General features: G+C 69.9%; 15 protein-coding genes and 3 pseudogenes. 11 read left to right on the top strand and 7 right to left on the bottom strand.

Translation table 11 applies throughout. The features are described from left to right. The first annotated feature begins 1 nt into the window (after position 1). From AWZ10_RS04945 to AWZ10_RS04925, 5 genes are all read left to right on the top strand, one after another. A complete protein-coding gene (locus AWZ10_RS04945; protein ID WP_037700780.1) occupies positions 2-781 on the top strand; it encodes a DUF3710 domain-containing protein in 780 nt (259 codons plus the stop codon). Between the two features lie 276 nt (positions 782-1,057). Further along, complete coding sequence (locus AWZ10_RS04940; protein ID WP_079104290.1) at positions 1,058-3,820, top strand: sensor histidine kinase; 2,763 nt, start codon at positions 1,058-1,060, stop codon at positions 3,818-3,820. Further along, on the top strand, positions 3,817-4,500 hold the full coding sequence (locus AWZ10_RS04935) for a response regulator (RefSeq protein ID WP_046702682.1): 684 nt from the start codon (positions 3,817-3,819) through the stop codon (positions 4,498-4,500). The genes AWZ10_RS04940 and AWZ10_RS04935 overlap by 4 nt, the downstream gene beginning before the upstream one ends. Before the next feature lie 42 nt (positions 4,501-4,542). Continuing rightward, entirely contained in the window at positions 4,543-4,941 is a 399-nt protein-coding gene (locus AWZ10_RS04930; protein WP_005481623.1) for an OB-fold nucleic acid binding domain-containing protein, read from the top strand. A gap of 3 nt (positions 4,942-4,944) precedes the next feature. Beyond that, entirely contained in the window at positions 4,945-5,703 is a 759-nt protein-coding gene (locus AWZ10_RS04925) for a DUF3159 domain-containing protein (RefSeq protein ID WP_046702683.1), read from the top strand. A gap of 178 nt (positions 5,704-5,881) precedes the next feature. Here AWZ10_RS04925 and AWZ10_RS04920 read toward each other — a convergent pair whose 3' ends face one another. Beyond that, complete coding sequence (locus AWZ10_RS04920) at positions 5,882-6,559, bottom strand: potassium channel family protein (RefSeq protein ID WP_037700769.1); 678 nt, start codon at positions 6,557-6,559, stop codon at positions 5,882-5,884. Then, positions 6,559-7,230 (bottom strand): potassium channel family protein, encoded by a 672-nt coding sequence (locus tag AWZ10_RS04915; RefSeq protein WP_046702684.1) that lies wholly within the window; start codon positions 7,228-7,230, stop codon positions 6,559-6,561. Before AWZ10_RS04915 ends, AWZ10_RS04920 begins: the two co-directional genes overlap by 1 nt. 432 nt (positions 7,231-7,662) lie before the next feature. Here AWZ10_RS04915 and AWZ10_RS04910 point away from each other — a divergent pair, with 432 nt between their 5' ends. From AWZ10_RS04910 to AWZ10_RS47235, 3 genes and pseudogenes are all read left to right on the top strand, one after another. Continuing rightward, positions 7,663-9,774, top strand: a complete 2,112-nt coding sequence (locus AWZ10_RS04910; RefSeq protein WP_060890539.1) for an APC family permease — start codon at positions 7,663-7,665, stop codon at positions 9,772-9,774. 110 nt (positions 9,775-9,884) lie between these two features. Continuing rightward, positions 9,885-11,213 (top strand): class I SAM-dependent RNA methyltransferase, encoded by a 1,329-nt coding sequence (locus AWZ10_RS04905; protein WP_060890538.1) that lies wholly within the window; start codon positions 9,885-9,887, stop codon positions 11,211-11,213. Between the two features lie 615 nt (positions 11,214-11,828). Further along, positions 11,829-12,284 (top strand): annotated as a pseudogene (locus AWZ10_RS47235) (cupin domain-containing protein); the annotation flags it as partial. Between the two features lie 62 nt (positions 12,285-12,346). On the opposite strand, the gene AWZ10_RS04895 reads toward AWZ10_RS47235, so the two are convergent. Together AWZ10_RS04895 and AWZ10_RS04890 are read right to left on the bottom strand one after the other, a co-directional pair. Further along, positions 12,347-13,819, bottom strand: coding sequence for an APC family permease (locus tag AWZ10_RS04895; RefSeq protein WP_060890537.1), 1,473 nt, complete (start codon positions 13,817-13,819; stop codon positions 12,347-12,349). A 70-nt stretch (positions 13,820-13,889) separates the two neighbouring features. After that, positions 13,890-14,624, bottom strand: a complete 735-nt coding sequence (locus tag AWZ10_RS04890) for a FadR/GntR family transcriptional regulator (RefSeq protein WP_060890536.1) — start codon at positions 14,622-14,624, stop codon at positions 13,890-13,892. A 298-nt stretch (positions 14,625-14,922) separates the two neighbouring features. Here AWZ10_RS04890 and AWZ10_RS04885 point away from each other — a divergent pair, with 298 nt between their 5' ends. Beyond that, complete coding sequence (locus AWZ10_RS04885) at positions 14,923-16,362, top strand: amino acid permease (RefSeq protein WP_060890543.1); 1,440 nt, start codon at positions 14,923-14,925, stop codon at positions 16,360-16,362. 954 nt (positions 16,363-17,316) lie between these two features. Here the strand turns inward: AWZ10_RS04885 and AWZ10_RS49940 are convergent. The 3 genes and pseudogenes from AWZ10_RS49940 to AWZ10_RS51375 all read right to left on the bottom strand — a co-directional run bounded on the left by AWZ10_RS49940 (position 17,317) and on the right by AWZ10_RS51375 (position 18,241). Further along, the gene (locus tag AWZ10_RS49940) at positions 17,317-17,607 is read right to left on the bottom strand and encodes a DDE-type integrase/transposase/recombinase (RefSeq protein WP_107417381.1); all 291 of its coding nucleotides are present in this window, start codon (positions 17,605-17,607) and stop codon (positions 17,317-17,319) included. 85 nt (positions 17,608-17,692) lie between these two features. Then, a pseudogene (locus tag AWZ10_RS55705) lies at positions 17,693-17,884 on the bottom strand (IS3 family transposase); the annotation flags it as partial. A gap of 42 nt (positions 17,885-17,926) precedes the next feature. After that, on the bottom strand, positions 17,927-18,241 hold the full coding sequence (locus tag AWZ10_RS51375; RefSeq protein ID WP_159058213.1) for a transposase: 315 nt from the start codon (positions 18,239-18,241) through the stop codon (positions 17,927-17,929). An 11-nt stretch (positions 18,242-18,252) separates the two neighbouring features. Here AWZ10_RS51375 and AWZ10_RS55700 point away from each other — a divergent pair, with 11 nt between their 5' ends. Next, the gene (locus AWZ10_RS55700) at positions 18,253-19,269 is read left to right on the top strand and encodes a hypothetical protein (RefSeq protein WP_319069691.1); all 1,017 of its coding nucleotides are present in this window, start codon (positions 18,253-18,255) and stop codon (positions 19,267-19,269) included. After that, positions 19,154-19,754 (top strand): annotated as a pseudogene (locus AWZ10_RS55695) (isocitrate/isopropylmalate family dehydrogenase). Before AWZ10_RS55700 ends, AWZ10_RS55695 begins: the two are co-directional and overlap by 116 nt. Positions 19,755-20,020 lie beyond the last annotated feature (266 nt).

Below are 20,020 nucleotides of genomic sequence, written 5' to 3'. Positions count from 1 at the left end.
CGTGTTCGGACGTCGCAAGAAGAAGGGTTCCGCCGAGGACGCGGCGGACGCGGCGAGCGAGGCCGAGCAGGTCGACGGCGTCGCTGGGGACGCCGACACTGAGGCGGACGACGTCGCGCGCGAGCGCGTACGGCTCGAACCCGAACCCCGGCCCGACGGGCCGTGGGACAGCTCCGAGGTGCGTGAGCCCGGCGAGGGCCGGGTGGACCTCGGCGGCATCTTCGTGCCCGGAGTCGACGGCATGGAGCTGCGGGTCGAGGTCGCGGGCGACGCGATCGTCGCGGCGACCGTCGTGCTCCGCGACAGCGCGGTCCAGCTGCAGGCCTTCGCCGCACCCAAGCGTGAGGGCATCTGGGGCGAGGTCCGCGAGGAGATCGCCACCGGCATCACCCAGCAGGGCGGTGTCATCGACGAGGTCGAGGGCCCTCTCGGCTGGGAGCTGCGCGCGCAGGTGCCGGTGCAGCTGCCGGACGGTACGGGCGGCTTCCAGGTGGTCCGGTTCGTGGGTGTGGACGGGCCCCGCTGGTTCCTGCGCGGGGTGATCTCCGGCCGGGGCGCGGTGGAGCCGCAGACCGCCGGGCTGCTGGAGCAGATCTTCCGGGACACGGTCGTCCTCCGCGGCGAGGGTCCCATGGCTCCGCGCGACCCGATCGTCCTCAAGCTGCCGAACGACGCGCAGATGGTGCCCGAGGGCGTTCAGCAGGAGGAGCAGGCCGGTTCCCGCTTCTCCGGCGGCATGGGGCAGCTGCAGCGCGGCCCGGAGACCACCGAGGTCCGCTAGCCGCCGCGTCGGCAGGGCCGTGGGCGACCGCGGGCCCGTGGGGACTCTTCGCGCAGTTCCGCGCCCCCTGTGGGGCGCGCTGTACCTGGCCGTGTACGGGCCGCATTCCCTGGTGGGGTGCGGCCCTTCGCCATGTGCGCGGTCACTGCGGGGGGCAGGGGTGCGTCAGGGTTGCGTCAAGGAGCGGCTCCGGTCCGCCTCGTGTCCCCTTTGCCGTGATTATTGGCCGTAGGGTCGACGCTGCGTAGGCGGCGGTCACGGGAAGACAATGGGGCCATGGGACGCGGGAAGCTTCGGATCTATCTCGGTGCGGCACCGGGCGTCGGCAAGACGTACGCGATGCTGTCCGAAGCGCACCGCCGGATCGAACGTGGCACCGACTGCGTGGTGGCCTTCGTGGAGCACCACGGCCGCTCCCGCACGGAGGTGATGCTGCACGGTCTCGACCGGATCCCGCGCCGGAAGCTGGAGTACCGGGACGCGGTCTTCACCGAGATGGACGTGGACGCCGTCCTCGCCCGGCGGCCCCGGGTCGCCCTCGTGGACGAACTGGCCCACACCAATGTGCCCGGCTCACGCAACGACAAGCGCTGGCAGGACGTCCAGGAACTGCTCGCGGCCGGCATCGACGTGATATCGACCGTCAACATCCAGCACCTGGAGTCGCTCGGCGATGTCGTCGAGTCGATCACGGGTGTACGGCAGCGCGAGACGGTCCCCGACGAGGTGGTGCGGCGGGCCGACCAGATAGAGCTGGTCGACATGTCGCCACAGGCGCTGCGGCGGCGGATGGCGCACGGCAACATCTACCAGCCCGACAAGGTCGACGCGGCCCTGTCGAACTACTTCCGGCCCGGGAACCTGACCGCCCTGCGGGAACTGGCGCTGCTGTGGGTGGCGGACCGCGTCGACGAGTACCTGAACGCGTATCGCAGCGAGCACCAGGTGTCGAGGATCTGGGGCTCGCGGGAGCGGATCGTGGTCGGGCTGACCGGCGGCCCCGAGGGGCGGACCCTGATCCGGCGGGCCGCCCGGCTCGCCGAGAAGGGCGCGGGCGGCGAGGTCATGGCCGTGTACATCGCCCGCAGCGACGGGCTGACCTCGGCCTCGCCCAAGGAACTCGCCGTCCAGCGCACCCTCGTCGAGGACCTCGGCGGCACCTTCCACCACGTCGTCGGCGACGACATCCCGGCCGCGCTGCTGGCCTTCGCGCGCGGTGTCAACGCCACCCAGATCGTGCTCGGCGTCTCGCGGCGCAAGAGCTGGCAGTACGTGTTCGGGCCGGGCGTCGGCGCGACCGTCGCCCGGGACTCCGGACCCGACCTGGACGTCCACCTGATCACCCACGACGAGGCGGGCAAGGGACGCGGGCTGCCCGTCGCCCGGGGCGCGCGGCTGGGCCGGGTCCGGATGGTCTGGGGCTGGCTGGCCGGGACGGCCGGACCGCTGCTGCTGGCACTGCTGCTGGCCAACTTCGAGACCGACCTGGGTCTCGCCAACGACATGCTGCTGTTCCTGTCACTGACGGTGGCCGCGGCCCTGCTGGGCGGTCTGCTGCCCGCGCTGGCCGCCGCCGTGCTGGGCTCGCTGCTGCTCAACTGGTTCTTCACGCCGCCGGTGCACACCCTGACGGTCGACGACCCGACGAACATCGTCGCCATCGTGGTCTTCATAGGGGTCGCGGTGTCCGTGGCGTCCGTGGTCGACCTCGCGGCCCGGCGCACCCACCAGGCGGCCCGGCTGCGCGCCGAGTCGGAGATCCTGTCCTTCCTCGCGGGCAGCGTGCTGCGCGGGGAGACCAGCCTGGAGGCGCTGCTCGAACGGGTCCGTGAGACCTTCGGCATGGAGTCGGTGGCCCTGCTGGAGCGCCGCAGCGACGTGGACCCGTGGACGTGCGCGGGCAGCGTGGGGCCCCGGCGGGTGGACCGTCCGGAGGCCGCGGACGTGGACATGCCGGTCGGCGGCCACATGGCGCTCGCCCTGTCCGGGCGCGTCCTGCCCGCCGAGGACCGCCGGGTGCTGGCCGCGTTCGCCGCCCAGGCCGCCGTCGTACTGGACCGCCGGCGCCTGAAACAGGAGGCGGACCAGGCCAAGGAACTGGCCGAGGGCAACCGCATCCGCACGGCGCTGCTCGCCGCCGTCAGCCACGACCTGCGCACCCCGCTGGCCGGTATCAAGGCGGCCGTGTCGTCCCTGCGCTCCGACGACGTGGCCTGGTCGCAGGAGGACGAGGCCGAACTGCTCGAAGGGATCGAGGACGGCGCCGACCGGCTCGACCACCTCGTGGGCAACCTCCTCGACATGTCCCGCCTGCAGACCGGCACCGTCACCACACTGATCCGCGAGATCGATCTCGACGAGGTGGTGCCGATGGCCCTCGGCGGCGTCCCCGAGGGCAGCGTCGGACTGGAGATCCCCGAGAGCCTGCCCATGGTCGCCGTCGATCCCGGGCTGCTGGAGCGCGCGGTCGCCAACATCGTCGAGAACGCCGTCAAGTACAGCCCGCCCGGCACGCCCGCCCAGGTCTCCGCCAGCGCCCTCGGAGGCCGCGTCGAGGTCCGCGTCACCGACCGGGGCCCCGGAGTCCCCGACGAGGCCAAGGACCGCATCTTCGCCCCCTTCCAGCGCCACGGCGACGCCCCGCGCGGGACCGGCGTGGGGCTGGGGCTCGCGGTCGCCCGCGGCTTCGCGGAGGCCATGGGCGGCACGCTCGACGCCGAGGACACCCCCGGCGGAGGACTCACCATGGTGCTCACGGTGCGGGCCGCGGCGAGCGGCTCCGGGGCCGGTACGGGCCCTTCTTCGGGCACCGATGTGTCGGCAGACACGTCTACGTCGGTGGACATGTCCAGGTCGGTGGACGCCGCCCCGTCGGCGAACACGGTCCCCTCGACGGACACGGTCCCCTCGACGGACGTGGTCCCCTCGACGGACGTGGTCCCCTCGACGGACGTGGTCCCCTCGGGGGACGCGGTCCCGTCGGCGGACAGGGCCGCGTCGGGGAGCGAGGCGGCATCGGCAGAGAGGCGAAACACATGACCCGGGTGCTCGTGGTCGACGACGAGCCGCAGATCGTCCGCGCGCTCGTGATCAACCTGAAGGCCCGCAAGTACGAGGTCGACGCCGCCCACGACGGCGCGAGCGCCCTCGAACTCGCCGCCTCCCGCCACCCCGACGTCGTCGTCCTCGACCTGGGGTTGCCCGACATGGACGGTGTCGAGGTGATCAGGGGACTGCGGGGCTGGACCCGGGTCCCGATCCTCGTCCTGTCGGCACGGCACTCCTCCGACGAGAAGGTCGAGGCCCTCGACGCGGGCGCCGACGACTACGTCACCAAGCCCTTCGGCATGGACGAGCTGCTCGCCCGGCTGCGTGCCGCCGTCCGCCGCGCCGAGCCCGTCGGGGGCGAGGAGGGCGACGTGATCGTGGAGACCGACGACTTCACCGTGGACCTGGCCGCGAAGAAGGTCAACCGGGACGGCAGGGACGTCCGGCTGACCCCCACCGAGTGGCACCTCCTGGAGGTGCTGGTCCGCAACGCCGGCCGCCTGGTCAGCCAGAAGCAGCTCCTCCAGGAGGTCTGGGGGCCGTCGTACGGGACGGAGACCAACTACCTCCGGGTCTACATGGCCCAGTTGCGGCGCAAGCTGGAGGGCGACCCCTCGCGGCCGAGACACTTCGTCACCGAGGCGGGGATGGGGTACCGCTTCGAGAAGTAGCCGGGGTGCGGCTCTGTCGGCGGGCCCCGGTACGCTTTTGTCATGAGTGCTGTTCCTCGTTCCGAGAAGCCGGCGGGCCGGTTCCGGCGCATGCTCGACCGGCTCTCCTCGTCCCAGACGGACCTGGAGTCGGAGGAGCTGCGCGAGGACGCGGACACCGCGGGCTGCACACGCATATGTGACTGCCACGACCGACAGATAGTGACGGTTACTGGTACCTTGCGCACGGTCACGCTGCGCCCCCGGGCCGGTGTCCCGGCCCTGGAGGCCGAGCTGTTCGACGGTTCGGCCGCGCTGGACGTGGTGTGGCTGGGCAGACGCTCCATCGTCGGTATAGAGCCGGGGCGCAAGCTGATCGCATCCGGCCGGGTCTCGATGAGCCGGGGCCGTAGGGTGCTGTTCAACCCGAAGTACGAACTCAGACCCCTCGGACGGGAGTAGCCGGTGACGTCGCTCGACAAGCCGACGGAAGACGCCCAGCGCGGCGTCCAGGACGCACAGGGCGGACAGGACGGCTCGCAGGACTCCAGGGCGGTGACGGAGGCGGCGCTGTTCGAGGCGTTCGGTGGCGTACGCGGCATGGTCGAGACCGTGCTCCCTGGCCTGCTCTTCGTCTCCATCTTCACGATCAACAAGGACCTGCACGCCGCGGCCCTCGCGGCCCTCGGTGTCTCCGTCCTGCTGGTTGTGGTGCGGCTCGTCATGAAGGACACCGTCAAGCACGCCTTCAGTGGTGTCTTCGGGGTCGCCTTCGGTGTGGTCTTCGCGATGATGACCGGCAACGCCAAGGACTTCTATCTGCCGGGCATGCTGTACACGCTGGGCCTCGGGCTCGCCTACATCATCACGACGCTGGCGGGCGTGCCGCTGATCGGCCTGATGCTCGGCCCCGTCTTCAAGGAGAACCTGTCCTGGCGGAAGCGGAACCCCGGCCGCAAGAAGGCGTACGCGAAGGCGAGTTACGCCTGGGGTGCGATCCTGCTCGCCAAGTGCGCGATCCTCTTCCCGCTGTACTGGTGGGCCGACACCACCCAGCTGGGCTGGGTCCTCATCGCCCTGAAGATCCCGCCGTTCCTGCTCGCGGTCTGGCTGACCTGGATCTTCCTGGCGAAGGCGCCGGCCCCGATCGACGTGTTCGCCGAGATGGAGGCGGAAGAGCGCGCGGCGGAGGAGCGTAAGGCCGCGGCGCGGGCGGCGGATTAGGCACCCGTCGTCGGTGCGGGCCTCGCCGCAGGCTGCCGCCCCCAGACCCCCGCTGTCGGCCTGAACGGCCGCGCGCCTTGACGCCGGACGGGGCCGTGGTGCCTGGACCGGGCTGGACGGTTGACGAAGACTTGGGGCGCCGGAGATCTCCGGCGCCCCGAGCTCGTATCGGACCCCGCTAGCTCGTCGCGTCCTCGCGGCGGACCGACAGGAGATCCTCCAGCTGTTCCTCGCGGGCCTGGGCGGCCACGAAGAGCAGCTCGTCGCCCGCCTCCAGAGAGTCGTCCGGGGTGGGGGTGAGGACCCGGGTGCCGCGGATGATCGTGACCAGGGAGGTGTCCTCCGGCCACTCGACCTCGCCCACCTGAGTGCCGGCCAGGGCCGACTCGGGCGGCAGGGTCAGCTCGACCAGGTTCGCGTCGCCGTGGCTGAAGCGGAGGAGCCGGACCAGGTCACCGACGCTGACGGCCTCCTCGACCAGGGCCGACATCAGCCGGGGGGTCGACACGGCCACGTCCACGCCCCAGGACTCGTTGAACAGCCACTCGTTCTTGGGGTTGTTGACGCGGGCGACGACGCGCGGAACGCCGTACTCCGTCTTCGCCAGCAGCGAGACGACCAGATTGACCTTGTCGTCGCCGGTCGCGGCGATGACGACGTTGCAGCGCTGGAGCGCCGCCTCGTCCAGGGACGTGATCTCGCAGGCGTCGGCCAGCAGCCACTCCGCCTGGGGGACGCGCTCGACCGAGATGGCGGTCGGCGCCTTGTCGACGAGAAGGACCTCGTGGCCGTTCTCCAGCAGTTCGCCCGCGATCGAGCGGCCCACCGCTCCGGCTCCGGCAATGGCGACCCTCATCAGTGACCGCCATCCTCGTCGGGGCCCTCGGCGAAGGTCGCCTCGACCTTCTCCACGTCGTCCGTCCGCATCATCACGTGCACGAGGTCGCCCTCCTGCAGCACCGTCTGCGAGGAGGGCAGGATCGCCTCGCCCAGGCGGGTGAGGAACGCGACGCGGACGCCGGTCTCCTCCTGCATCTTGCTGATCTTGTGACCCACCCAGGCAGACGAGGCGTGCACCTCGGCGAGCTGGACACCGCCCGTGGGGTCGCGCCACAGCGGCTCCGCCCCGGAGGGCAGCAGCCGGCGGAGCATCTGGTCGGCGGTCCAGCGGACCGTGGCGACCGTCGGGATGCCCAGACGCTGGTACACCTCGGCGCGGCGGGGGTCGTAGATCCTCGCCGCCACGTTCTCGATGCCGAACATCTCGCGGGCGACGCGGGCGGCGATGATGTTCGAGTTGTCACCGCTGGAGACGGCGGCGAACGCCCCCGCCTCCTCGATGCCCGCCTCACGCAGGGTGTCGCGGTCGAAGCCGACCCCGGTGACGCGCCGGCCGCCGAATCCCGAGCCCAGACGACGGAAGGCCGTGGGGTCCTGGTCGATCACGGCGACCGTGTGCCCCTGTTGCTCCAGGGTCTGGGCGAGGGTGGAACCCACTCGCCCGCAGCCCATGATGACGATGTGCACGACCGTCCTTCCGGTGTCAATAGCTACTGTTCAGCCGAAACGTCGAAAACAGGGTCTCAGACCGTCGCCCAAGCTACACACGTGCGGTCCACCGGGGGCACCCCCGTGCAGACTCGGGTCACATCGTGGGACGACGTCGGCTGATCCGGCGGACGCTGATCCCTGTCAGGACGCCGAGCCCGACGAGGGAGGCGAGAGCGCCGATCAGCTCCGCGGTCGCGGCCTGCATGGGGTCTCCAGAGGGTGAGGAGGGTGAGGTGGACGAGAACGTCACGGGGTTCGTCATATGGACGTGAGGACGCCGTCCGTATGACTGGAGGATGCGTGACGTGACGCACTTCGCAGTCGCCGCCGGACGGATTTCACCCCGGGGCCCGCCGGGATTTCACCCGGATGTGCCCAGAACCAGTCGGGGCGCTTACGATCCTCTGCGTGTCCAAACTGACCGACGTGCCCAAACGGATCCTGATCGGGCGCGCCCTGCGCAGCGACCGGCTGGGCGAAACGCTCCTGCCGAAGCGCATCGCTCTCCCCGTCTTCGCCTCCGACCCGCTCTCGTCCGTGGCGTACGCACCCGGAGAGGTGCTGCTGGTTCTCTCCATCGCGGGCGTGTCGGCCTACCACTTCAGCCCCTGGATCGCCGTCGCGGTCGTCGTGCTGATGTTCACCGTGGTGGCGTCCTACCGGCAGAACGTGCACGCGTATCCGAGCGGTGGCGGCGACTATGAGGTGGCGAACACCAACCTCGGCCCCAAGGCCGGTCTCACCGTCGCCAGCGCGCTCCTCGTCGACTACGTCCTCACCGTCGCCGTGTCGATCTCCTCCGGCGTGGAGAACCTCGGTTCGGCCGTCCCCTTCTTCGTCGAGCACAAGGTGCTGTGCGCGATCGGCATCATCGTGCTGCTCACGGTGATGAACCTGCGCGGCGTGAAGGAGTCCGGGAAGCTCTTCGCGATCCCGACGTACGTCTTCGTCGTCGGCGTCTTCGTGATGATCGCCTGGGGTGCCTACCGCGGCCTCGTCCTCGACGACACGATGCGGGCGCCCACCGCCGGCCTGGAGATCAAGCCCGAGCACCAGGGCCTCGCCGGCTTCGCGCTGGTCTTCCTGCTGCTGCGGGCCTTCTCCTCCGGCTGTGCCGCCCTCACCGGTGTCGAGGCCATCTCCAACGGCGTCCCCGCCTTCCGCAAGCCCAAGTCGAAGAACGCGGCCACCACGCTCGCCGCGATGGGCCTGCTCGCCGTCACCATGTTCTGCGGCATCATCGGCCTCGCCATGGTCACCAAGGTGCGGATGGCGGAGAACCCGGCGGCCGACCTGCTCCGCGACGGCACCCCGGTCGGCGACTCCTACGTCCAGAACCCGGTGATCTCCCAGGTCGCCGCAGCCGTCTTCGGTGACGGCACGTTCTTCTTCGTCGTGCTGGCCGCCGCCACCGCCCTCGTGCTGTTCCTGGCCGCCAACACCGCCTACAACGGCTTCCCGCTGCTCGGCTCGATCCTCGCCCAGGACCGCTACCTCCCGCGTCAGCTGCACACCCGCGGCGACCGTCTCGCCTTCTCCAACGGCATCGTGCTGCTCGCGGGCGCCGCCGTGCTCCTGGTGTGGATCTACGGCGCCGACTCCACGCGCCTGATCCAGCTGTACATCGTCGGGGTGTTCGTCTCCTTCACGCTCAGCCAGACGGGCATGGTCCGGCACTGGAACCGCCATCTGCGCACCGAGAAGGACCCGGCCAAGCGCCGCCACATGGTCCGCTCCCGCGCGATCAACACCTTCGGCGCGTTCTTCACCGGACTGGTCCTGATCGTCGTCCTCGGCACCAAGTTCACGCACGGTGCCTGGGTCGCCCTGCTCGGCATGGTGATCTTCTACGCGACGATGACGGCCATCCGTAAGCACTACGACCGGGTCGCCGCGGAGATCGCCGCGCCGGACGGCCCGAGCGACGACGTCGTACGGCCGTCGAGGGTCCACTCCGTGGTGCTGATCTCCAGGATCCACCGCCCCACCCTGCGCGCCCTCGCCTACGCCAAGCTGATGCGCTCCCACACCCTGGAGGCGCTCAGCGTCAACGTCGACCCGGCCGAGACCAAGGCCCTCCAGGAGGAGTGGACCCGGCGCGGCATCGACGTACCGCTGAAGGTCCTCGACTCGCCGTACCGCGAGGTCACCCGGCCGGTCATCGAGTACGTCAAGGGGCTGCGCAAGGAGTCCCCGCGCGACGCGGTGTCGGTGATCATCCCCGAGTACGTGGTCGGCCACTGGTACGAGCACCTGCTGCACAACCAGAGCGCACTCCGGCTCAAGGGCCGGCTGCTCTTCACGCCGGGCGTCATGGTGACCTCCGTGCCGTACCAGCTGGAGTCCTCCGAGGTCGCCAAACGACGGGCGCGCAAGCGGCAGGAATGGAGCGCGCCGGGGTCGGTGCGGCGTGGGCCGGCGCACGAGCGGCCGAAGGAGTCGTCGACCAAGGCATCGGCCAAGACGTCGGCCAAGACGTCGACCAAGTCGTCGAGCGAGTCATCGGCCGACCAGAGCTGACGCTCGCCATGAGCTGACGTTCGTGGTCAACGGTCGGACGGCACCCACGTAGACTGGTGGGCTGTTGTCCGGCCGTTGTCGCGTTCCTCATCTTCTGGAGTCACCCCACCATGCAGGCAGAACCGAAGAAATCGCTGGTGGGAGAGGAATACGAGGTCGAGGTCGGCCCCGTCGCCCACGGTGGCCACTGCGTCGCGCGTACCTCCGACGGTCAGGTCCTCTTCGTACGGCACACGCTGCCCGGCGAGCGGGTCGTGGCGCGGGTGACCGACGGCGAGGAGGGGGCGCGCTTCCTGCGGGCGGACGCCGTCTCGGTCCTGTCGGCCTCCAAGGACCGCGTCGAGGCCCCCTGCCCCTACGCGGGCCCCGGCCGCTGCGGCGGCTGCGACTGGCAGCACGCCAAGCCGGGCGCCCAGCGTCGCTTCAAGGGCGAGGTCATCGCCGAGCAGCTGCAGCGACTCGCGGGCCTCACGCCCGAGGAGGCGGGCTGGGACGGCACGGTCATGCCGGCCGAGGGCGACAAGGTTCCGGCGGGCGAGGTTCCGGCGTGGCGTACGCGAGTGCAGTACGCGGTGGACGCCGAGGGCCGGGCCGGACTGCGCAAGCACCGCTCGCACGAGGTCGAGCCGATCGACCACTGCATGATCGCGGCGCCCGGGGTGAGCGAGCTGGGCATCGAGAAGCGTGACTGGACGGGCATGGCGTCGATCGACGCGATCGCCGCGACGGGTTCGCAGGACCGTCAGGTCATCCTCGAACCCCGGCCGGGTGCGCGTCTGCCGATCGTGGAGCTGGACAAGCCGGTGTCGGTGATGCGGGTCGAGGAGAAGGACGGGGGCGTGCACCGCGTCCACGGCCGCCCCTTCGTCCGTGAGCGCGCGGACGACCGCACGTACCGCGTCGGCAGCGGCGGCTTCTGGCAGGTCCACCCCAAGGCCGCCGACACCCTCGTCAAGGCCGTCATGCAGGGCCTGCTGCCCCGCAAGGGCGACATGGCGCTGGATCTGTACTGCGGCGTGGGGCTCTTCGCGGGCGCCCTCGCCGACCGCGTCGGCGACAAGGGTGCCGTCCTCGGCATCGAGTCCGGCAAGCGTGCCGTCGAGGACGCGCGGCACAACCTCGCCGCGTTCGACCGGGTGCGGATCGAACAGGGCAAGGTCGACGCCGTGCTCCCGCGTACGGGCATCTCCGAGGTCGACCTGATCGTCCTGGACCCGCCGCGCGCGGGGGCGGGCAAGAAGACGGTGGAGCACATGGTCTCGCTGGGGGCGCGGAAGATCGCGTACGTGGCCTGCGACCCGGCGGCGCTGGCGCGGGACTTGGGGTACTTCCGGGACGGGGGGTATCGGGTGCGGACGCTTCGGGCTTTCGATCTTTTTCCGATGACGCATCATGTGGAGTGCGTGGCGATTCTGGAGCCCGTGGCCAAGGGTTCCTGACCTGCGGTTTCGTCGATGGCTGGGCGGTTCGATCTGTTTCCGGTCAGCCATCGGGTTGAGAAGGCCGGCCGCTTGTCCGGCGTTCTGAGCTGCGGTTTTGCGTGGTATCGGAGACCAGGGTGGCAGCGGTGCCACTGTGTCGCCCAGGTATTGACGCTCACACGACGCTCGCCCACGGCCCAGGCGCGCAGTGCGGTGATGGTGGAGTCATCGGGGCCGTGGGCGGCGAAGGCCTCGTTGTCGGTGCAGCGAAGACGTCGATCAGGTCGCGGGGCGCTCGCGGTCGGCGAGGGCGCTGGCCTTGGTCCCGATCACGTCCTCTTCCAGGAGTTCCAAGGGCTCCCGCCGTTCGTCGATCTTGCTTGGCTTAGCTGGTTCGCAAGTTCCGCTTCGGGTAGATGGCGGACGGTTGTTGTACGCGTACTGCCCCTGGCCTTCCCTCATCGAGTGCGGTCCAGTTGGTGGCTGCTGGGGTGCTGGGGTGCTGGGGTGCTGAGGTTGTCACGGGTGAAAGCGCAGTCGACGGTTCAGGTCGATACGGATCGAGTCGTCGTCACGGAGTGGTGCTTCGCCCCGGGCGCCGAGACGGGGCATCACGTTCATGCACACGACTACGTGGTCGTTCCCTTGGTCACGGGGACGGTGCGTGTGGAGGACTCGGCAGGGGAACGCGAAGTCGAGATGCACGCGGGCGTTTCCTACGCGCGGTCTGCCGGTGTCGCGCACAACCTCGTCAGCGTGAACGAGTATGCATTCCGGTGGATGGGGCAGACCACGGTCGCGCCCGCGACCGTCTCGGCCGATCACCACCACGGCGACTCCGAGACCGCCGTCTACGTCGTCAGCGGCCACCCCGAGTTCGTCTTCCTCGCCGATTCCGCCGAGCGCGGGGCGGAGCCCGGAGAAGTGCGGTTGCGCAGCGGGCCGGGCGACTACGTCCTCGTCCCGCCTTTCGTGGCGCACCGTGAGGAGAACCCGGACCCGGACGAAGCGGCCGTCGTCGTGATCGCCCGCAGCACCCAGGAGGCCGTGGTCGTCAACCTGCCGAGCCTGTATGTGCTCCGGTCCGGGCAGGAACAGCACCCCGTCCAGCCGCGAGGAGGGCGTGGCCGACGAGGGCGGATCCCTTCGGCTCACTCCGCGTCGGCGACGACCGAGCCCACCCGCTCGGCCAGGCCGGGGTCACGGCGGACCAGGAGGGTCGCGTAGCCGACGGCTGCGAGCAGGGCGGCCAGGGCCGCGTACGGGAACCAGTTGTACGGGGCGGGCTGGCCGGGCTTGGCGAGGTAGTACAGCGGGACCAGGATGGCGAGGGCGCCGATCGCGGGCAGCACGAGGTGGCGGACGGTCCGGAACTCCTGGGGGCGGTATCTGCGGTAGTACAGCGGCAGCGCGATGTTGGACGCGAGATAGACCAGCAGGATCAGAAGGGCGCCCAGGCTCGACGACTCAGTGAAGAAGACCACCGGGTTCATCGAACCGCCGTCGGGCCCGAGCAGATGGCCCAGGCCCCAGCCTCCGATGATCAGCAGCGCGGTGACGGCGAAGGTGACGATCGCGTTGTTCGGCGTACGACGGATGGGGTGGACGTAGCCGAAGAAGGACGGCAGCAGTCCCTCGCGTCCGGCGTTGAACACCAGGCGTGCCTGGGAGTTGATGCCCGCGATCAGTACGCCCAGGGTGGAGGTCAGGCCGCCGACGTAGGCGAGGAGAGCCAGCGCGCCGAGCGTGTGGTGGGCGACGTCGATGAAGGGGATCGGGGAGGCGCCGAGCCGCTCCACGTCGTAGCCGAAGCCGGTCACCGTGGCGTAGGAGAAGAGGATGTAGCTCACGGTCATGATCGCGACGGAGGAGAACACGGCGCGGCCGACGTTGCGCCGTGGGTTCTCCGTCTCCTCGGCGAGTGCGGCCGAGTTCTCCCAGCCGATGAACAGGTACACCGCGAGTGGGAAGCCGGCCGCCAGCCCTCTGAAGCCGTGGGTGAGGTGGTCGGGCTGGAACGGGATGGCGGAGAGATCGCCACGGTGCTCGACGAGCGTCGCGACCGACACCACGACGAGTACCAGCATCTCCACGCCGAAGAAGTAGCCGGCCCACTTGGTGGAGACCACGATCCCGCGCAGCATCAGTACCACCGAAAGCCCGGTCAGCAGCAGAGTCCAGATGATCCACGGCAGGTCCACGCCCGTGTAGTGGTACAGGGTGATCTGCACGAAGCCGCCCGAGATCGCGATCACCGAGGCCATCGCGATGATGTAGCCGAGTCCGGCCAGCAGGGCCGTGGTCACCGCGCTGACCGGCCCGAACGTCCGGCCGACGAAGGTGGTGAAGCTGCCCGCCGAGGGGTGCGCCCGGGAGAACTCGGCCAGCGTGTTGCCGAGCAGTGCGACCGCCACCCCCGCCGCCACGATGGTCAGCGGCGATGCGACCCCCGCGGTGGTGGTCAGGAAGGCGAAGCCGAAGAAGAAGCTCATCGCCGGGCCGACGTTGGCCATCGTGGCGGCGGCGATGTCCGCCATGCCGAGGACGCCGCCGCGTAGCCGCTGGGGCGCGCCGTCGGCGGGGCCCGACGTCGACGACGGGCCGACAGCTCCGGAGTCCGGCATGGCGACAGCTCCTTCTGCGGGGTGCGACACAGGGAGGGGAGGGAAGAGTAAGGGGAGGGAAGAGAAGGGATCAGTGCAGGCCGGCGTGCCGGTGTGCCTTCACCGCGTGTACCGCCGGGTCCATCGCGCCGCGGGTGAGCTCGTCGAGCAGGTCGGCGTGGCAGCGGTTGCGGGCTCGTACGACCGTGGGGTCCGGCGCGGGCCCCAGCAGGCACTGTCGGCCGAGCAGGTCGGCCGCGAACTCGCGGATCCCGGCGCCACCGAGGGCCTCCGCGAGGCCGAGGTGGAAGCGGGTCTCCAGCTCCAGCAGCCGGGCCGGATCCTCGACCAGGTCCATCTCCTCGGCCAGTGCCCGCAGTCCGTCGAGTCGCCCGTCCGGGACCTCGCCCGTGTTGTGCGCCACGAGACCGCATTCGAGCAGCAGATGGAAGGATTCCAACGCGGCCGCCTCGTCGGCGTCGTGCAGCACGGCGACGACCGCGTCCCAGTCGGCGGCGACGAAGGTCCCGCCCGCCCGGCCCCGACGGCGGTCGAGCAGGCCGTCCTGGCACATGGCCTCCAGCGCGCGGCGCACGGTGATCTCACTGATCCCCAGTTCCTCGGCGAGGACGCCCGCGTCCGGCAACCGGTCTCCCGGCGCCACGGACCTCAGGCGGACCCGCAGGGCGATCCTGGACCGGACGAGCTCCGCTCCCGTGGGGCCCCGGCCTGCCAGGACGCGGGTGTCCCATGCCCCGCCGACCGGCGCGGACCGCGCGGGCACCGGCTGGTTGTAGGGACCGAACTTGCCCGCTGCATTCACCACGACGCCACCCTAACGGCCTGTCGAGCGCGGGCAGGGCCCACGGCGACGACATCCGCACCGAGGGTTCTCGCGACCATGCCGCGGTGTGGTGCACGGGGGCTCCCCAGGGGACCGGAACACGGGAACGACGAGGGGACGAGACGAGGGCGAGACGGGGGCGGTCACGGAGGACGGAAGCCGCCGTACGCGCTGCTCGAAAAATAGAGCAAGGTGAACAGTTAAACAAGTCTTGTTCTTTTAGATCGTACTGAACTAATTTCCAGGGGCCCTGGTCCGCACTCCCTCCATGGATGTCGAGATGACCACAACCGTCCCCAAAAGCCCTCCCGCGGAGCCCGAGTCCGGCCTGCAGGCCGGACTGAAGAGCCGCCATCTGTCGATGATCGCGATCGGCGGTGTCATCGGCGCCGGCCTGTTCGTCGGCTCCGGCTCCGGCATCGCCGCCGCCGGCCCCGGCATCCTGATCTCGTACGCCCTCGTCGGTGTCATGGTCGTCCTCGTGATGCGCATGCTCGGTGAGATGGCTGCGGCCAACCCCACCTCCGGCTCGTTCTCCGCCTACGCCGACCGCGCGCTGGGCCGGTGGGCCGGCTTCACCATCGGCTGGCTGTACTGGTTCTTCTGGGTCGTGGTGCTCGCCGTCGAGGCGACCGCCGGGGCCAAGATCCTGGCCGGCTGGATACCTGCGGTCCCGCAGTGGGGCTGGGCCCTGATTGTCATGCTCGTCCTCACCGCCACCAATCTGGCTTCGGTGAGCTCCTACGGTGAGTTCGAGTTCTGGTTCGCCGGCATCAAGGTCGTCGCGATCGCCGCCTTCATCGTGGTCGGCGGCCTCGCCGTCTTCGGCCTGCTGCCCGGCTCGGACCACCCGGCGAGCGGCTTCTCCAACCTCACGGCGCATGGCGGCTTCCTGCCGAACGGACCCGGGGCGATCCTCACCGGCGTCCTGATGGTCGTCTTCTCCTTCATGGGCAGCGAGATCGTCACGCTGGCGGCGGGTGAGACCGCGAACCCGCAGGCCGCCGTCACCAAGGCCACCAACAGCGTCATCTGGCGGATCGCGGTGTTCTACCTGGGCTCGATCCTGATCGTGGTCTCGCTGTTGCGCTGGGACGACCCGGCCATCCTCAAGGACGGCTCGTACGTCGCCGCCCTCAGCTCCGTCGGCATCCCGCACGCCGGGCAGATCATGAACGCCATCGTGCTGACCTCGGTGCTGTCCTGCCTCAACTCCGGCCTGTACACGGCCTCCCGCATGGCCTTCTCCCTCGGCCGCCGCAGCGACGCCCCGGCCGCGTTCGGTCGGGCGACGGACCGTGGCGTCCCGCGCTCGGCCATCCTGGCCTCGGTGGTCTTCGGCTTCGTCGCGGTCGCCTTCAACTACCTGTGGCCGGACACCGTCTTCCAGTTCCTGCTCAACTCCTCCGGTGCGATCGCCCTGTTCGTCTGGCTGGTGATCTGCTTCTCCCAGCTGCGGATGCGCAAGATCATCGAGCGGGAGTCGCCGGAGAAGCTGGTCGTCCGGATGTGGCTCTACCCCTACCTGACCTGGGCCACCATCGGCCTCATCACCTTCGTCCTGGGCTACATGCTCACCGACACGGCCGACGGCGGCGGCCGCGACCAGGTCGTCCTGTCCACCCTGGTGGCCGTGGGCGTGGTGGTCTTCGCCGTGGTCCGCCAGCGCCGGGCCGCCCGGAACGGGACACACACGCCGGACCGCGTCACGGCGTCCTAGGAGGAAGGAACACCCGCTTCCGCCCCGATCCCCTCGGCGGTGGCATGAGCCTCCTCGGCCATGCCACCGCCGCGGCGTCGCTTCTGCGGAGGGCGGTGCCGGCCGATCGCGCCGAGCGGCTGCGCGAGGTATGCGCTGGGATCGGTCGGCAGGGGGCAGGCCACCGCAGGCGGTGGCCGTGACGCTCATGACGCTCCGGGCCCCGAAGGTCCGTTCAGCGAGCCGAAGAGACGCCCCTGAGCTGCAGGTTCTCTTACCCTCGTTGACGCTGACACGATTCCGATGACGCACCATGTGGAGTGCGTGGCGGTTCTGGAGCCGGTCGCCAAGGGATCCTGACCTGGGGTTTTTCTCGTGCGTGTTACGCGCGGTGTGGGTGGTACGGGCGATGTCTTGACGCTGAAATGACGCTTGTGACGCTCGTTCTGATGGGATGTCAGGCGTGTTGGGATGCTGGTCAGGCCGCCCGCAGCGGCAGGGGAAAGGGCGGCTCTTCAGTGACAAAAGCCCCCGGCGTCGGCCGGTGGGTGGCACGTGCTGGAGTCCAGGTCAGCCGGATATAGCGCGGCGTGCAGCACGCCGGTTCGGGCGAGCGTCAGCGGCGTGGTGACGGAAGTCCGTCGGCTCGGACTGCATGTCTGTCTGGGGCGGACACGGTGGCGTCTTCGCTGCCAGCGTTCCCGGGGCTGCGAAGGATTGGCGCGGCGGACCGATCTCGCCACGCTGGAGTGAGGTTCCCCCGGCGTGCGGGTGGTGCTGATCAGCTGGTCAGGGCGGGTTGACGGGGTTTCAGGTTCGTTCGGCCGTTGCCTGGCCGGCGTAGTGCTTCTCTTCGAACTCGATCGGGCTGAGGTAACCGAGCCGCTTCTGGATGCGCCGGGAGTCATAGAAGCCGTCGATGTACTCGAACAGTGCGAGATTCGCCCTCGGCCCGAGTGGCGAAGCGGCCGCGGATCACTCCGTCTTGATGATCATCCACAGGTTCTCCGCGAGAGTGTTGTCGTGACTGTGGCCGACCGAGCCCATGGATGCTGCAACTCCCGCTCGCAACAGTCGAGTTGTGACATTTGCGGATGTGAATTGACAGCCGCGATCCGCATGGTGGATCAGCCTGCCCGGTTCGACTTCCCGGCTCGCGAGCGCGTACTCGAAGGTGGTCAGGACCAGGTCGGCGTCCGCGCGGGCGGAGGTCTCCCAGGCGACCACCCGGCGGGAGTACGCTTCCCGGATCGCCGAGAGCCACAAGGGGACCCTCGCCGGTGGTAATCATGGTGAGGGCGGTGACCCACAGCCGGTTCGGCTCCGATGCGGTGAAGTCCCGCTCGACCCGCTTGCGCCCCACGTGGACGCCCTCGCGCCTGAGCGCGGCGTGCACGCGCGGCGAGCCATAGATCCCGCCGGATTCGGCGTGTATCTCCTTGATCCGCTCGGTCGGCTCGACGTCGCGGCGCCGCCGTTCGCACGGTTCACGCTCAGCCTGGCGCCAGCGGTAGTAAGCGGAGTCGTCGGGGCCGCTTGCCACCCGCACGGGCGTTCCCCGGATCAGGCTGCCCCCAAGCTTCGATCAGGCCGCTACGACGGCCCGACGGAAGTGGTCTTTCACCACCTTTCGATCAACATCGCGCCTCGTGGCGCACAGCTGCGCCGCGAAAAAAGCCGAGGCCGTCCGCAGGACCTCGTTCGCCCGCTTGACCTGAGCGTTCTCCTTGCGTAGTGCAGGTAGTTCGGCGCGCTCGTCGGTGGTAAGACGGTCGTCATGCTCGTCGGCGTCGGCCTGCCGGATCCAGCCGCGCAGGGCCTCCGGGCGCACGCCGAGATCGACGGCGAGCTTTTCCTCGGTCTGTGGGACTGCGCGCTGGAAGTCTGAGGCCCCTGCCATGATGCCCTGCCATGGGGAAGAGAGACGACAGCGACGAGGCGTACGTTATTGACCTGTGCAACGAGGTGCTGGGCGAGACAGCCCTGGCCCAGCACAAGTTCGACTGGCTTCTGGGAGACCTCGACACGAAGGGCCGACGAGCCAGACTGCCCGTCGATGCTTACTGGTCGGGACATCAGTTGGTCGTCGAATACAGGGAGTTGCAACATGACAGGCCTGTGCCGCACTTTGACAAGCCGGACAGGCTGACTGTCAGCGGTGTCCATCGAGGTGAGCAGCGGGCTGTGTATGACGCCCGACGCGACACCGAGATCCCTGCCCGCGGGCTGCGACTGGTGGTCGTCCGCCCCGCCGACCTGGACGCGGACAGTCGTGGGCGCCTGCGCCGAAACGCGGAGGCCGACATCGTGGCAGTCAGGAGGATCCTCGCGCGTGCCAGCGACGAGGACCGGGTCACGGATGCCTTTCGGACCTGGCTGCTGACCGAAGGCTGGACACCCAGCACGACGTACGGTCTCGGTGATCTTGAAGGCGACGGCATCGGAGCTGAGATCGTTCCCTCCGCCGTGGAGGTCGCCACGTTTGCCGCGCGGGCCGCCGGGGATTCCGTCGACTGGGTCACCCCGCCGCTCGGGACCACCGCGATCGGCACCCACGGCACGCCCGTGCCAGGGGAGACCAGGCGGACGCTGGCCGGGCTGGACGGCTGGTACCTCGGCCCGCACGACTCCGTAGCTTTCCCGGTGCCAAGGCCATCTGCGAGAGCGCCGACCTCGTCATCGTCCGGGAGAACACCGAGGGCTTCTGCGCCGACCGCAACACCTTCGCCGGCACCGGCGAGTTCATGCCCCACCCCCGACACGGAGATCATGATGGGCATCGTCACCCGTCAGGCCACCGACGGGTCGCCGGGTGGCCTTCGACCTCGCGCGCTCGCGCCGCGGGAAGCTGACCGTCGTCCACAAGGCGAACGTCCTCAAGCTGACCACCGGCCTGTTCCGTACGGTGTGGCAGGAAGTTACCCGTGAGTACCGGACGTGGTGGTCGACGACTTCCACATCGACGCCATGACCGCCCATCTGGTGCGCCGGGCCCAGGACTTCGACGTCAGCCTCACCGAGAACATGTTCGGCGACATCTTTTCCGACCTCGCCGGTGAGATCAGTGATTCCCTCGGCACCGCGCCCTCGCTCAACGCCTCCGCCGACACCGCCATGGCCCAGGCCTGCACGGGTCCGCCCCCGATATCGCCGGGCGGAACATCGCCAACCCGGCCGCCATGATCCACTCCGGCGCCATGCTCTTCGCGTGGCGCGCCGCCCGCCATGGCGACCCCGTCCTCACCGCCACCGCGAAGCTCATCGAGCGAGGGGTCGCCGGGGTGATCGCCTCCGGCGTCTCGACGCGTGACCTGGGTGGGTCGGCCTCCACCACCGAGTTCACTGCCGCTGTCGTGGAGGCCGCCACGGGCGATGGCGAACAGAGCTGGTCTGGCTGGACGACCCGAGACTGACGGCGCGGTGTGCCGCGCTGTGGTGCGCGGCGGTGGCTCAGCCCGTGCCGGGTGAAGCGCGCGAGGCCGAGGGTTCGGCGGCCTGGGCCGGGGTCGCCGATGGCGCGGTGGTCGCGGTTGGCGCGGTCTCGGTGCCGGACCTGGCGGGTGGGGCCGAGGGGACGGGGCTCGGGGGTTGTTCGGTGGGTTCTCCGGTTCGCTCTTCAGCGGGTGGAACGGTGTCGGGTGTTTCGGATGTGTCGGGTGTGTCGGAGGTCGGTGGAGTG

It is taken from the genome of Streptomyces europaeiscabiei (genome assembly GCF_001550375.1).
Classification (GTDB): Bacteria; Actinomycetota; Actinomycetes; order Streptomycetales; family Streptomycetaceae; genus Streptomyces; species Streptomyces europaeiscabiei.
Note: the sequence above shows the minus strand (reverse complement) of the source record. Positions and strands in the feature narration are given on the sequence as shown.

Excerpts from the sequence above, each read along its gene's own strand:
- AWZ10_RS04935 (WP_046702682.1), top strand. The coding sequence starts at position 3,817 with ATGACCCGGGTGCTCGTGGTCGACGACGAGCCGCAGATCGTCCGCGCG.
- AWZ10_RS04895 (WP_060890537.1), bottom strand. The coding sequence starts at position 13,819 with ATGCCGGACTCCGGAGCTGTCGGCCCGTCGTCGACGTCGGGCCCCGCC.
- AWZ10_RS04930 (WP_005481623.1), top strand. The coding sequence starts at position 4,543 with ATGAGTGCTGTTCCTCGTTCCGAGAAGCCGGCGGGCCGGTTCCGGCGC.
- AWZ10_RS04885 (WP_060890543.1), top strand. The coding sequence starts at position 14,923 with ATGACCACAACCGTCCCCAAAAGCCCTCCCGCGGAGCCCGAGTCCGGC.
- AWZ10_RS04905 (WP_060890538.1), top strand. The coding sequence starts at position 9,885 with ATGCAGGCAGAACCGAAGAAATCGCTGGTGGGAGAGGAATACGAGGTC.
- AWZ10_RS04920 (WP_037700769.1), bottom strand. The coding sequence starts at position 6,559 with ATGAGGGTCGCCATTGCCGGAGCCGGAGCGGTGGGCCGCTCGATCGCG.
- AWZ10_RS04940 (WP_079104290.1), top strand. The coding sequence starts at position 1,058 with ATGGGACGCGGGAAGCTTCGGATCTATCTCGGTGCGGCACCGGGCGTC.
- AWZ10_RS51375 (WP_159058213.1), bottom strand. The coding sequence starts at position 18,241 with ATGGCAGGGGCCTCAGACTTCCAGCGCGCAGTCCCACAGACCGAGGAA.
- AWZ10_RS55700 (WP_319069691.1), top strand. The coding sequence starts at position 18,253 with ATGGGGAAGAGAGACGACAGCGACGAGGCGTACGTTATTGACCTGTGC.